Source organism: Nocardia sp. CA-120079, from assembly GCF_050955745.1.
Lineage (GTDB): Bacteria > Actinomycetota > Actinomycetes > Mycobacteriales > Mycobacteriaceae > Nocardia.
The window spans coordinates 8,337,862-8,351,206 of the sequence record NZ_CP192088.1 but is presented as its reverse complement, the minus strand read 5'-3'; the positions used below and the strand labels follow the sequence as shown (position 1 = coordinate 8,351,206).

At 65.2% G+C, this 13,345-nt stretch carries 10 protein-coding genes; 9 read left to right on the top strand and 1 reads right to left on the bottom strand.

Going from position 1 to position 13,345, the window contains the following annotated elements; translation table 11 throughout:
• Positions 1-6 precede the first annotated feature (6 nt).
• Positions 7-3,225 carry a fused isobutyryl-CoA mutase/GTPase IcmF gene (gene icmF / locus ACQPYR_RS37995; protein ID WP_433624191.1) on the bottom strand — a complete coding sequence of 1,073 codons (3,219 nt, stop codon included), beginning with the start codon at positions 3,223-3,225 and terminating at the stop codon, positions 7-9.
• A 242-nt stretch (positions 3,226-3,467) separates the two neighbouring features.
• On the opposite strand from icmF, the gene ACQPYR_RS37990 reads away from it, so the two are divergent.
• From ACQPYR_RS37990 to mmsB, 9 genes are all read left to right on the top strand, one after another.
• The gene (locus tag ACQPYR_RS37990; protein ID WP_433624189.1) at positions 3,468-4,451 is read left to right on the top strand and encodes a hypothetical protein; all 984 of its coding nucleotides are present in this window, start codon (positions 3,468-3,470) and stop codon (positions 4,449-4,451) included.
• Positions 4,448-5,503, top strand: a complete 1,056-nt coding sequence (locus ACQPYR_RS37985) for a hypothetical protein (protein ID WP_433624187.1) — start codon at positions 4,448-4,450, stop codon at positions 5,501-5,503. Before ACQPYR_RS37990 ends, ACQPYR_RS37985 begins: the two co-directional genes overlap by 4 nt.
• A 190-nt stretch (positions 5,504-5,693) precedes the next feature.
• A complete protein-coding gene (locus ACQPYR_RS37980; protein ID WP_433624185.1) occupies positions 5,694-6,533 on the top strand; it encodes a hypothetical protein in 840 nt (279 codons plus the stop codon).
• A gap of 22 nt (positions 6,534-6,555) precedes the next feature.
• Positions 6,556-7,482, top strand: a complete 927-nt coding sequence (locus ACQPYR_RS37975; RefSeq protein WP_433624183.1) for a hypothetical protein — start codon at positions 6,556-6,558, stop codon at positions 7,480-7,482.
• A gap of 44 nt (positions 7,483-7,526) precedes the next feature.
• Positions 7,527-8,492 carry a DUF2157 domain-containing protein gene (locus ACQPYR_RS37970; protein WP_433624181.1) on the top strand — a complete coding sequence of 322 codons (966 nt, stop codon included), beginning with the start codon at positions 7,527-7,529 and terminating at the stop codon, positions 8,490-8,492.
• A gap of 215 nt (positions 8,493-8,707) precedes the next feature.
• Positions 8,708-10,207: a CoA-acylating methylmalonate-semialdehyde dehydrogenase gene (locus ACQPYR_RS37965; protein ID WP_433635353.1), complete on the top strand. Its 1,500-nt coding sequence runs from the start codon at positions 8,708-8,710 to the stop codon at positions 10,205-10,207.
• 28 nt (positions 10,208-10,235) lie between these two features.
• A complete protein-coding gene (locus ACQPYR_RS37960) occupies positions 10,236-11,375 on the top strand; it encodes an acyl-CoA dehydrogenase family protein (RefSeq protein WP_433624179.1) in 1,140 nt (379 codons plus the stop codon).
• Positions 11,372-12,451 carry an enoyl-CoA hydratase/isomerase family protein gene (locus tag ACQPYR_RS37955; protein ID WP_433624177.1) on the top strand — a complete coding sequence of 360 codons (1,080 nt, stop codon included), beginning with the start codon at positions 11,372-11,374 and terminating at the stop codon, positions 12,449-12,451. The genes ACQPYR_RS37960 and ACQPYR_RS37955 overlap by 4 nt, the downstream gene beginning before the upstream one ends.
• The gene (mmsB, locus tag ACQPYR_RS37950) at positions 12,448-13,344 is read left to right on the top strand and encodes a 3-hydroxyisobutyrate dehydrogenase (protein ID WP_433624175.1); all 897 of its coding nucleotides are present in this window, start codon (positions 12,448-12,450) and stop codon (positions 13,342-13,344) included. The genes ACQPYR_RS37955 and mmsB overlap by 4 nt, the downstream gene beginning before the upstream one ends.
• The last annotated feature ends 1 nt before the right edge of the window (position 13,345 follow it).

Genomic DNA, 13,345 nt, shown 5'->3' with positions numbered 1-13,345 from the left:
CCTAATTCACACGTTGCGGCGGTATTGGCCGCCGACGGTGAAGAAGGCGTCGGTGATCTGTTGCAGGGTGCAGACCCGGGCGGCGTCCATCAGGACCTCGAAGATGTTGTCGTCGGTGCGGGCCACCGCGTCCAGGCGGGCGAGGGCGGCATGGGCGGCATCGCGATGGTCGTTCTGGAACTGGCGTACGCGCTGCAGCTGTGACTGCTTCTCCGCTTCGGTGCCGCGAGCCAATTCGATGACCCGATGTGGTTCGCCGTGCGGGTTGCGGAAGGTATTGACGCCGATGATCGGCAGCGAGCCATCGTGTTTGCGGTGCTCGTAGCGCATGGATTCGTCTTGGATCTTGCCCCGCTGGTAGCCGGTCTCCATGGCCCCGAGGACCCCGCCGCGCTCGCTGATGCGATCGAATTCGGCGAGCACGGCCTCCTCGACGAGATCGGTGAGTTCATCGATGAGAAAACTGCCTTGGAGCGGGTTTTCGTTCATCGCGATGCCCCACTCGCGGTTGATGATGAGCTGAATGGCCAGCGCGCGGCGCACCGATTCCTCGGTTGGTGTGGTCACCGCCTCGTCATAGGCGTTGGTGTGCAGGCTGTTGCAGTTGTCGTAGATGGCGATGAGCGCCTGCAGGGTGGTGCGAATGTCGTTGAAGCTCATCTCCTGTGCGTGCAGCGAACGGCCCGAGGTCTGCACGTGGTACTTCAACTTCTGCGAACGCTCGTTGGCGCCGTAGCGATCTCGCATGGCAACGGCCCAAATGCGTCGCGCCACCCGGCCGATCACCGAATATTCCGGATCCATGCCGTTGGAGAAGAAGAACGACAGATTCGGTGCGAAGTCATCGATCTGCATGCCGCGTGCGAGATATGCCTCGACATAAGTGAATCCGTTGGCGAGGGTGAAGGCCAGCTGACTGATCGGATTAGCACCGGCCTCGGCGATGTGATAGCCCGAAATCGAGACCGAGTAGAAGTTGCGAACACCCTTGCGCACGAACCATTCCTGGATATCGGCCATCATGCGCAGGCTGAACTCGGTCGAGAAGATGCAGGTGTTCTGGCCCTGATCCTCCTTGAGGATGTCGGCCTGCACGGTGCCGCGCACTGTCGCCAGCGTGCGTGCCGTGATATCGGCGGCCTCCTCGGCGGTTGGTTCGCGGCCTTCGGCGGTCGAGAACCGTGCCAGCGCTTGGTCGATGGCGGTATTGAGGAAGTAGGCCAGGATGGTCGGTGCCGGGCCATTGATGGTCATCGATACCGAGGTGGTCGGCGCGATCAGGTCGAAGCCGTCGTAGAGCGCCTTCATATCGTCGAGCGAGGCGATCGAGACACCGGATGTGCCGACCTTGCCGTAGATATCCGGGCGCTCGGCGGGATCGTGACCGTAGAGCGTCACCGAATCGAAAGCGGTGGAAAGCCGTGTTGCCTCGGCGTGTTCGCTGAGCACCTTGAAGCGCCGGTTGGTGCGGAACGGATCGCCCTCACCGGCGAACATCCGCGCCGGATCCTCGTTATCGCGTTTGAACGCGAAGACGCCCGCGGTGAACGGGAACCGTCCGGGCAGGTTCTCCGAGCGCAGGAACCGCAGCAGCTCACCGTGATCGGTGAAGCGCGGCAGCGCGACGCGCGGAATGGAATTGCCGGACAGCGTCTCCCGGCGCAGCGGAGTATGGATCTCCCGATCACGAACCCGAACCACCTGCTCATCGCCTCGGTAGGAGTCGGCCAGTTCGGGCCAACCCGCGAGCAGTTCGGCATTGTCGGCATGCAGTGCGTCGCGAGCCTTTTCGGCGAGTTCGGCCACCGCGATGTCATCGGGCAGCTCGGCCGCCACCTGCTCGAGCCGCTGCAGGCGCTGTGCCGCGACGATTTGGGCAGCCGTATCGGCGTGATAGTCGCGGACTGTATCGGCGATCTCGGCGAGGTAGCGCACCCGAGCGGGCGGGATGATCTGTGCGAACCTGGTGGAGGAGCGGGTTTCCACCTTCGGAAGTACCCCGGGCTCCAGGTGCAGACCGTGCTCGGCGAGCAATCCGGTGAGGTGCTGGTAGAGCGCGGTCACACCGTCATCGTTGAAAGTGGCTGCACTGGTACCGAATACCGGCATCTCGTCGGGAGATTTGCTGAATTCCTCGCGATTGCGAATCAACTGTCGCGAGACATCACGCAGTGCATCCTCGGCGCCGCGCCGCTCGAACTTATTGATCGCCACCACATCCGCGTAATCCAGCATGTCGATCTTCTCCAGCTGGGAGGCCGCGCCGAATTCCGGTGTCATCACATACATCGAGACGTCGACGTGGTCGGTGACCGCGGCATCGCCCTGGCCGATGCCGGGAGTTTCCAGGATGACCAGGTCGTAGCCCGCGGCTTTGCAGGCGGTCACGATGGTGTCGATATTCTGCGGCAGCTCATGGCCGCCGCGGGTGGCCAGTGAGCGGAAGAAGATGTGATCGCTGTCGAGGGCGTTCATCCGGATGCGGTCGCCGAGCAGCGCACCGCCGCCGCGTCGCCGGGTCGGATCCACTGCGAGAATCGCGACGCGCAACTTGTCCTGCTGATCGGAGCGCAGACGGCGCACCAATTCATCGGTGAGGGAAGACTTTCCGGAACCACCCGTGCCGGTGATGCCGAGCACCGGCACCGTGCGCGCGGCGGCGGCCGAGGCCAGGGTCTGGCGATCGGACTCCGACAGCGTGTCCTGCTGTAGGCAGGTGATCGCGCGGGCGAGCGCGGCCCGTTCACCGGCGAGTACCGCGTCCAGCACCGGCGGCTCGGCGGCGAGATCGAAATCGCAGGCGCGGATCAGCTGATTGATCATGCCGGGCAGGCCGAGTCGCTGGCCGTCTTCGGGGGAGAAGATGGTCACCCCGGATTCGGCGAGACGCGCGATCTCCTCGGCGACGATCACCCCGCCGCCACCGCCGAAGATCCGGACATGGCCGGCGCCGGCCTTTTTCAATGCGTCGGCGAGGTATTCGAAGTACTCGACATGTCCGCCCTGATACGAACTCACCGCGACGCCCTGGGCATCCTCGGTGAGCACCGCGTCCACGACCTCACTGACCGCGCGATTGTGTCCGAGGTGGATGACCTCGGCGCCCTGCGTCTGCAGGATCCGTCGCATGATGTTGATCGCCGCATCGTGCCCGTCGAAGAGCGCGGCCGAGGTCACGAATCGGACGGGATGGGTGGGCGTGTGGAGCGCGGTGCTGTCGGCCACGGGGTCCTCCGGGGGAGATCCTGTTTGGCGCCCGATACTAGGACGTCAAACTAATCTTACGGTGGTGGCAGTCACAGCGCCAGGTGAACCGCGCCCGGATTGTTGGCCGAATGATTGCCAGGGGATTCCGCTCACCGTGACCGCAACCCGCGACATCCAACCCGACTCGAGTTCCGATGGAGGCAGCTGCTGAATAGCGAACATTTCCGCTGGCAGAACCGCACCCAATCCAAGGACGATCCATGGGAACGAACCCGTATCGGCTGTTCGCCGTGTTCGCCGCCCTCGGCCTGTCGGCGATTGTCGCACCGCCCGCATCCGCCGAACCCGCGCCGCTGAACGGCCTGTTCGCGCTGGGCCCCGGGGTGTGCGCGAACGGCGCGGTGACCGGCAGCTTCTTCCGGATGATCCTGCCTACCGGCGATGCCGGTGGACCGTATCTGCAGAACAGCGATTCGCATTGCAGCGACCAGACGGTGACACCGCTATCCGCGGGCAGTGATGGCGGTGTGGTGAGTGGCAGCTACCAACCGCAACCCGCGGCAGCCTTCGACGCGGCGGGCAATGCCCAGTCGGGTCGGGTGACCACGCCGGTCCGCTTCTACGGCGTCGATTTCGCCACCGCGACCAACCCGACCGATCCGCAGACCGGCGGTGTCACCGGGCTGCCGCAGCTGTTCGCCGATGGCGCGCAGTTGTCGGGCGATTTGAGCAGCCTCGGGGTTACCTGGAACAACCAGGTCTTCAATCAGGGTTCGCCCAAGCCGGGCGGCGGGCTGCCCGGAAAGACGAGTCCGATCTCCGGGAGCATCGATGGCGCGGGCAATTTCGTGATCGAGTGGACCAGTCAGATCGTCGGCGGACCGTTCAACAATTTCACCGGGCTCTGGCATCTGGCAGGGCAATATCGCGGAGGTGCGGTGCCGCGGGCGACTCCGGCGGCCGCACCATCGCCACCCGCCGTGCCTGCAGCTCCGGCCGCGCCTGCCGCTGCGCCCGCGCCGAGTGCGCCGACTCCTGCGGACGTTGCGCCGGTTGCCGAATCCGCGCCGATCGCGCAGGCACAGCCGTCTCACGCCGATGCCGTGCTCGCGACCAAGACCGTCGAAGTTCCACGCGAACACCGCGATCCGGTATGGCTGGTGCCGGCTCTGCTCGTGCTCGCCATCCTCGCGGCCGGAGTGTTCTTCAATGCGGACCGCATAGCGGGCCGGAACCGGCAATGACTCCCGCTCCGACCGACACCGTGTCGCAGAACTCCGGGCTGCCCGCATATTCGGAATTCGTCTCGAATCCGGATGTTGCACCGCCGCCACCGGGGCGGCGGTGGCCGTTCGTGCTGCTGATCGTGATGGGCGCGCTGCTGGTCCTCGCGCCCATTGTCACGGGGATGTTCCCGCGAGCGGTCAAGGGGGAGGCCATGATCGATTCGTTCGCGCCGTACGTGACGCAGTCGAGTATCGATGGCTATCGATCCGATCTGCAGGTGCTCGAGGACGCCAGGATCAATGTGCTGGCGCTGCAGTCGGCTGGTCAACAGCCGGGGAGCTACGACCGGGTGGAAAAGTTCGTTCGTGACTACCCGGGCATTCGATCCGATATGTCCACAATGATCGACGCGATCGATGCGAACCGCGGCAATTACGAAAAGCTCGCCGCTGCACCGTCATTCGGGTCATTGCCTTGGCTGCTCGCACTGCCGGGCACGTTCCTGATCGCCGCGGGAGTATTCGGTTTTCGCCGAGCACAGGCCGGACAGCGAGCTGTGCTATGGCGCGCTGTGGCGGCACTCGCCGGACTCGCGTTGATCGCGACACCTATTGTCGGCCAGCTGTTTCCGGCCGCCCCAGCGGCGCAACCACTGATCGATGGATTCCGGCCGATTCTCACCCACGATGAGGTGCGAAAGATGCAGGGCTACTTCGTCACGCTCGTCGCGGCCGACGGCGAACTCGACAGTCGATACACCGGTGCGGTCCGTACCGCCCACCCGGATGCCGATCTGACCGGCATTACCGCGCTCGAATCGCGCTGGCAGCCGATGACATCCCGCTTCGCGGCATTGATCGGTGCCATGAACGACAATGTCGTGAATTTCGAAGCCGTTGTCGCACTCAATGATTCGACCAAGCGGTTCGGATTCGCCGCCTTTCGGGGTATCGGCTGGTGCTACATCGTCCCAGGGATTTCGGTTTTGATCTGCGCGGGGATCAGTATCCCGCGACAAGGTGGAGATTCCGCACACCGCACGAATGCGATTGGTGGTGAGTCGAAATGAACTCGCATGCTGTCCGACACTGGTGCACCGCAAGCGTCGATCGGATCTCGCGGTGGTGCGAAAACAGTGTCGGGGCTTGGACCACTGTCGAGGCACCGACCGTCGAGACCGGGATGCGCGATGCGGTAATTGTCGCGGCCGTCACCGAATTCGGTTCGCCGAGTGAGCCGATGGCAGGCGGTGGCCGGCTGTGAAGGCACGCGCGAGGATCGTCGCGGCCGCATTCGCCGCGCTTACGGTGCTGTCGGGTTGCTCCGATGGTGACGCCCCGGAGTCATCAGGTCCAGAGCAACTGGTCGGATTACTGCGCTTCACACCGGGTTCAGTCGCCGGTGACACCGTGACCGGCACTTGGTTCCGGATGGTGCAGCCGGGTGGTACGCCCGAGCGCGGCCCCTATATGCCCAATGGCGACTCTCCGGCGCAGGGCGGCACGACCACACTGCTCGAGCCGGGCACCGCGGGCGGTCTGCGCACCGGCGGGTACCAGAGCGAGCCCAAACCGGGCTTCGCACAGGGGCATTCGTTATCCGCATCGATTACCAAGCCCACCAAGTTCTTCGCGGTCGAATTCGGCATCTCCACCAATCCGGTCGATCCGCAGACCCAGCGCGCGGTAGCGCCACCGTCGGTGGTGAACGACGGCGGGAAACTGACCGCGAATCTGTCCGCGTGGGCCGCCTCCTGGAACGACCAGGAGTTCAACCAGGGTGCGCCGAAGCCACCGGAGAAACAGGGCGCGCAGGTGGCCGGGACCGAGCAGGTGCAGAAGGTGTGGGACTGGGTCGGTCAGCAGTGGTTCGATCGGCCGAAATCCGATGCGGCCCAAGGCCCACCCGCCACAGGAACCTATGACCCGGCCACTCGCGAATTCACCCTGCAGTGGACCAGTTCGATCGTCGGCGGTCCGTTCAATGGTTTCACCGGTGTCTGGCACCTCGAAGGCGTCTTCGAACCCGACTCGGCCGCACCGGGAGCACCGCCTGCGTCCTCGGCCCTCACGACATCGCCTGCGGCGCCGACACATTAGATACGAACAGGAGTACGGTTCGATGACTTCTCGCACCACACGGCCGGGGGTAGCCAGTGCCATCCGGGCGGTCGCCGCGCTGACCGTGATCGGTAGCGCCGTCGCGGTGACCGCACTGACGGTTCGCGATGACGATGAGGTCGCCGCGGTTGTGGTCCAGCAGGAACAACCGGCCGCGGGCCGATCCGCGGCCCCTCAGGTGCCTGCGTCGACAGCCGTGCCTGCCGAGCCCGGTGCCGCCGCTCCACCCGCGGCCGGTGACCCCGCTCCACCCCCTGCCGCAGCGGTTCCGCTCGGCGCGGCAGGTGTATCCGCCGCCGTCGCCATCGGTCCGGCCAGCAACACCCCGGCAGCTAATGCCCCAGGCGAATCCGGCCCGGCTGGCCCGGTCCCACTAGGTGGTTCGCCGGGCACCGGACCGGCAACGTCGATCCCGCTCGGCGGGGGCAGCCCGTTCGCGACCCCCGCCGTCAACACCCAACCCGCCTGCCCACTCGGCTGGCCCGCACCGAAACAACAGGGCGGCCTCGCCTCCCTCATCGGCCTCGCGCCGCTGGCCGGCCCGTTCTCCTCCGAGGCCTTCGCCCTCGGCTCGGTCTACCAGCCGATACTGCAATTGGTCGGACCCGTCCTCGCCGAAATCGCACCGGTGATCGCCCGATACCAGCCGCTGATCGATCCGTTGATCACCCAGGTGCAGGGGGTAGAAGCGGTTGTGCTGCAAGCGATCCTGCCCTACTACGGCCCCTACCGCGATCAGCTCATCGCCGCCGAGGGCGACCTGGCCAAGGCACTCACCCCGGTTCTGACCAATATCTACAACAGCGAAATCGCCTCCTGCTTCGTCGCCTGGCAGGGCCAGCTCATCGAACAGGCCAAGGGCGGACCGATTCAGGTGGCCTCACTCGCGCACCCTGGCACGGTGGTGGAACTCGGCCCGCAGCACTGAATCGGCATGGAGCAGATTGCCGACGCGGTGGTCATACTCGATACATGGGGATCCGAGATCGGTCGGGGGCGGCCCTGCGGCGGTTGGTCGACGAAGGTGTATTGACCGAAGCCCAGCGCGACGCGGTTGCGAAGGCGCTGGTGGCGGAGCGGACGAAGCCCGAGTCACCGGGCAGGCTATTAGCCGAGATCGCCGCCTACATCGGCGCCGGTTCGATGTTGGGCGCGCTCGCCCTATTACTCACGTCCTCCTGGGACGACCTGCAGCGGACCGGCCGCATCGTCATCTTCGGGCTGGTGTCCATCGGTCTCGCCCTCGGGGGGATCGCGCTGGCCGGTGGCACCGCCGGATTGTTCACGCGCACCAGAGGTGCGCATACGTCCCGCTCGCGGCTCGCTGCAGTGCTCTTCGCCCTCGCGTCCGTATCGGTCGCCGTGACGGTCGGATCGGTCTTCGAATCCGGCGACTCCGACACCGCCTTGGTCTGCGCATGCGGCGCGGGTCTCGTTGTGGCGGTACTCGGTTACCTTGCGTTGCCATCGGTTATCGGCATCTTCGCCGTGGCCTGGTACAGCGTTGTTCTGATCTTGGTAGTGCTCGACGAGGTCTTCGATGTCGACGAGGTCTGGGTCGGCCTCGGGCTACTCGGCCTCGGCGGGCTCTGGTTCGCGGTCACCAGATTCGGCTTGTTCGTCGAAAACTGGTCGGGATATGTCATCGCGATCCTCATCGCGGACTCGGGCGCGGTGACTGTCGACGGTAGCCCGGACCAATGGGGCTTCGTGCTCACCGCGCTGGTAGCCGTCGTTTGCTTTGTCCTGTATGCGACGCAACGTTCGGCGGTGCTGGTGATCGGCGGCAGCGTGACGGTCGCGCTCGCCGTCGGCATGGCGGTCACCAGTCGCTTCGATGGCGAAGTCGGGGTAATGGTCGGGATCGTGATTGTCAGCGCGGTGGTGCTCGCCATCGGCGCGTTCCTGCTCACTCGCTCCTCAAAGCCCGCCGACTGACGGGCTGACCCGCACTCCGCTGCTGCGCACCAAGGCTGAGCGCGCAGCAGCGTCGGGCCGGGTGGCTGCCGACTGGGTCCGTCCGGCTGATTGCTCGGCGGTTGCCGTGGGATGAATCACAGTCCGCCCATCCGCCTGTATTTACTTGGACGTCCAACTATAGGATGACCGTAAATCGCGCGATGCGCGGCGTCCACTACGAGAACAGGACTGGCATGGTTCGCGAACTCACTCATTACATCGGCGGGCAGCATGTCGCCGGGGCCTCGGGCAACTTCGCCGATGTCTTCGATCCGAATACCGGCCAGGTGCAGGCACGGGTGCCGCTGGCCAGTAAGGCCGAGGTCGATGCCGTCATCGCGAATGCGGCCGAGGCGCAGCAGGCGTGGGCCGCGTTCAACCCGCAGAAGCGGGCCCGGGTGCTGATGAAGTTCCTGACGCTTGTGCAGGACGAGATGGATTCCCTTGCGGCGCTGCTGTCTGCCGAACACGGCAAGACCATCCCCGACGCCAGGGGTGATATCCAGCGCGGTATCGAGGTCATCGAATTCGCGGCGGGTATTCCGCATCTGCTCAAGGGGGAGTACACCGAGAGCGCGGGCACCGGAATCGACGTCTACTCGATGCGTCAGCCGCTCGGTGTGGTCGCGGGCATTACCCCGTTCAACTTCCCGGCCATGATTCCGCTGTGGAAGGCCGGTCCGGCGCTGGCCTGCGGAAACGCGTTCGTGCTCAAGCCATCCGAGCGCGACCCCTCGGTGCCGCTGCGGCTGGCCGAGCTTTTCCTCGAGGCGGGTCTGCCCGCGGGGGTGTTCAACGTGGTCAACGGCGATAAGGAAGCCGTCGACGCGATCCTGCACTCGCCGACCGTCAAGGCCGTCGGCTTCGTCGGCTCCACCCCGATCGCGCAGTACATCTACGAGACCGCGACCGCGAATGGCAAACGCGCACAGTGCTTCGGCGGTGCCAAGAACCACGCGATCGTGATGCCGGACGCCGACCTCGACGATGTCGCCGACCAGCTCATCGGCGCGGGCTACGGCTCGGCGGGCGAGCGCTGTATGGCCATCTCGGTTGCTGTCCCGGTCGGCCAGGAGACCGCGAACCGCCTGCGCGAGAAGCTGATCGAGCGGATCGCCAAACTGAATGTCGGGCGCTCCGACGATGCCGGTGCCGATTTCGGCCCGCTGGTCACCAAGGATGCGCTCGGCCGGGTCGAGAACTACGTCCAGATCGGCGTCGATGAGGGGGCCGAGCTGGTGATCGACGGGCGCGGCCTCGAGGTCGACGGCGGCGAAGGTGGGTACTTCACCGGCGCGACGCTTTTCGACAATGTCACCCCGGAAATGCGGATCTACCAGGAAGAGATCTTCGGCCCGGTGCTCGCGATCGTGCGGGCCAAGGATTACGACGAAGCGCTGGCCCTGCCCAACGAGCACGAATACGGCAACGGCGTCGCGATCTTCACCCGCGACGGCGATACCGCACGGGATTTCGCCGCCCGCGTGCAGGTCGGCATGGTCGGCATCAATGTGCCGATTCCGGTACCGATCGCGTACCACACCTTCGGCGGTTGGAAGCGCTCCGGTTTCGGCGATCTGAACCAGCACGGTCCGGATTCGATTCGCTTCTACACCAAGACCAAGACCGTCACCCAGCGCTGGCCTTCCGGGCTGAAGGACAGCAACCACTTCGTCATTCCGACGATGGACTGAATGGACCACGGACGGGAGGTCGACGATCGTGTTCGCACTGAATGACGACGAGCGCGCCATTACCGAAATGGCGCGCGACTTCGCCGACGAATACCTCGCCCCGAACGCCCTGGAATGGGACGAGCAGAAACACTTTCCAGTGGATGTGCTGCGCAAGGCGGGTTCGCTCGGCATGGGTGGCATCTATATCGGCGAGGACGTCGGTGGGTCCGGACTGCGCAGGCTCGATGCCGTGCGCATCTTCGAACAACTGGCCACCGGCTGCCCGGCTATCGCGGCGTATATCTCCATCCACAACATGGTTGGGTGGATGATCGACAACTACGGCAATGCCGAGCAGCGCAACCATTGGCTGCCCCGGCTGACCTCGATGGAATGGCTCGGCAGCTACGCGCTCACCGAGCCGGGTGTCGGATCGGATGCGGCGGCCTTGAGCACCAAGGCCGTTCGCGACGGTGACGACTACTTGCTCACCGGGGTAAAGCAATTCATCTCCGGAGCGGGCAGCACCGATGTGTACGTCATCATGGCGCGCACCGGCGATGCGGGTGCGCGTGGGATTTCGGCATTCATTGTTCCGGCCGATACCCCGGGGATTTCCTTCGGCGCCAACGAGAAGAAGATGGGTTGGAATGCCCAGCCCACTCGTCAGGTGATCATGGACAACGCCAGGGTGCCCGCCGCGAATATGCTGGGCGTCGAGGGCAATGGCTTCCGCATCGCCATGAACGGGCTCAACGGCGGGCGACTCAATATCGCCGCCTGCTCGTTGGGCGGCGGCCAGGCGGCGCTCGAGAAATCCGTGACCTACCTGGCACAGCGCAAGGCGTTCAACAGCCGACTGCTGGACAACCCGGCATTGCAATTCCAGCTCGCGGATATGCGTACCGCACTGGAGGCGGCGCGGACCCTGCTGTGGCGGGCCGCGGCCGCACTGGATGCCGATGCCGACGACAAGGTCGAATTGTGCGCCATGGCAAAACGATTCACGACCGACGCCGGATTCGAGGTTGCGAATAAGGCACTGCAGATGCACGGCGGCTACGGGTACCTGGCCGAATACGGTGTGGAAAAGATCGTTCGCGATCTTCGGGTGCACCAGATTCTGGAGGGCACCAACGAAATCATGCGGGTGGTCGTCGCCCGCTCGGTGGTAGGAGCAGCATGACGGAATCCGAAGTTCTCATCGATAAGCGCGACGGACTCGGTCTGATCATGCTGAACCGGCCCAAGGCCATCAATGCGCTGAATCATCCAATGGCCCTTGCCATTTCCGCGGCACTGCAGGTGTGGGCCGATGACGACGAGGTACGCACCGTCGTCGTCACCGGTGCGGGGGAGCGCGGGCTCTGCGCGGGCGGCGATATCGTCGCCATCCACAGTGACGCGTCCGCATTGCTGGGGGGCTCCCCGGGCGGTGCCGCCAATGCGGATTCGGCCACCGGTGTGTTCTGGCGCGACGAGTACATCCTCAATGCCCTGATCGGCCGCTATCCGAAGCCCTATGTGGTGGTCATGGACGGCATCGTGATGGGCGGCGGCGTCGGTCTTTCCGGCCACGGCAGCCACCGGATCGTCACCGAGCGCTCCAAGATCGGCATGCCGGAGGTCGGCATCGGCTTCATTCCGGATGTCGGTGGCACCTACCTGCTCGCCCGCACGCCGGGCGAAATCGGCACACACGTCGCACTGACCACCGCGCGTATGAGCGCCGGTGACGCCATTGCCGCGGGTTTCGCCGATTACTACGTGGCATCGGAACATATTCCGGCACTGCTGGAAACGCTGCGGACCGAGTCCGCGGAGATCGCGATTGCCAAATTCGCCACGGACGCGCCGGAATCCGAGCTGGTCGCCCAGCAGGACTGGATCGACGCCTGCTACAGCGCCGATTCCGTTGAGGAGATCGTCGATCGGTTGCGGTCGCACGGTTCGCCGGAGGCCGCCAAGGCGGCGACTGAACTGCTCGCCAAATCGCCTGTGGCACTGAAGGTGACGTTGCGTTCGCTGCGTGCCGCCCGTGCCGCGCGGAGCCTCGAGGCGGTGCTGAACGAGGAGTATCGGGTGTCCATCGCCGCGCTGGCCTCGCACGATCTGGTCGAAGGCATCCGCGCGCAGGTGATCGACAAGGACCGCAACCCGCAGTGGTCGCCCGCGACGCTCGCCGGTGTCACCGCGGAGCAAGTCGAGGCGTACTTCGTCGAATTGGGCGATAAGGAATTGGGTTTGGAGGCAAACAAGTGACGAAGAAGATCGGTTTCCTCGGCCTCGGTCATATGGGCGGCCCGATGGCAGCGAACTTGGTGCAGGCCGGATATGAGGTGCTCGCCTTCGATCCTGTCCCCGCGGCACAGGAGCAGGCACGCAAAGACGGTGCCACCGTGGTGGATTCGGCCACTGCGGCGGCTGCGGGCCGCGATGTCGTGATCACCATGCTGCCCAATGGCAAGCTCGTCCTCGACGTCTACGCCGATCTGCTCTCCGCCGCGGATCCGGGCACTCTGTTCATCGATTGCTCCACCATCGATGTCGCCGACGCCAAAGCGGCCGCCGCCAACGCCGTCGGCGCGGGTCATCGTGCACTCGACGCCCCGGTCTCCGGTGGTGTCGCGGGTGCCGCGGCGGGCACGCTGACCTTCATGGTCGGCGGCACCGAGGCCGACTTCGCCGATGCGCTCGACGTGCTGCAGGTAATGGGCGGCAAGGTCGTGCACTGCGGTGGCTCCGGTGTCGGCCAGGCCGCGAAGATCTGCAACAACATGCTGCTCGGCATCTCGATGATCGGCCTGTCCGAGGCCCTGGTGCTCGGCGAGAAGCTGGGCCTGAGCCACCAGTCGTTCTTCGATGTGGTCTCGACCGCATCCGGCCAGAGTTGGGCGCTGACCAGCTACTGTCCGGTTCCGGGTCCGGTGCCGACCAGCCCCGCGAACAACGATTACCAGCCCGGTTTCGCCACCGCGTTGATGACCAAGGACCTGGGTCTGGCCGCGAATGCCCTGCGCGATAACGACGTCGACGGCCGGCTCGGCATGCTCGCCGCCGAGATCTACACCCGGTTCAACCAGTCGCAGGGTGGCAAGGACTTCTCCGCTATCGTCACCGATATCCGTGACCGTTCCGATCAAGAGGGTGTCTGAA

Bases quoted from the DNA above. Each gene is read 5' to 3' on its own strand.
- ACQPYR_RS37990 (WP_433624189.1), top strand. From the start codon at position 3,468: ATGGGAACGAACCCGTATCGGCTGTTCGCCGTGTTCGCCGCCCTCGGC.
- ACQPYR_RS37985 (WP_433624187.1), top strand. From the start codon at position 4,448: ATGACTCCCGCTCCGACCGACACCGTGTCGCAGAACTCCGGGCTGCCC.
- ACQPYR_RS37975 (WP_433624183.1), top strand. From the start codon at position 6,556: ATGACTTCTCGCACCACACGGCCGGGGGTAGCCAGTGCCATCCGGGCG.
- ACQPYR_RS37970 (WP_433624181.1), top strand. From the start codon at position 7,527: ATGGGGATCCGAGATCGGTCGGGGGCGGCCCTGCGGCGGTTGGTCGAC.
- ACQPYR_RS37965 (WP_433635353.1), top strand. From the start codon at position 8,708: ATGGTTCGCGAACTCACTCATTACATCGGCGGGCAGCATGTCGCCGGG.
- ACQPYR_RS37955 (WP_433624177.1), top strand. From the start codon at position 11,372: ATGACGGAATCCGAAGTTCTCATCGATAAGCGCGACGGACTCGGTCTG.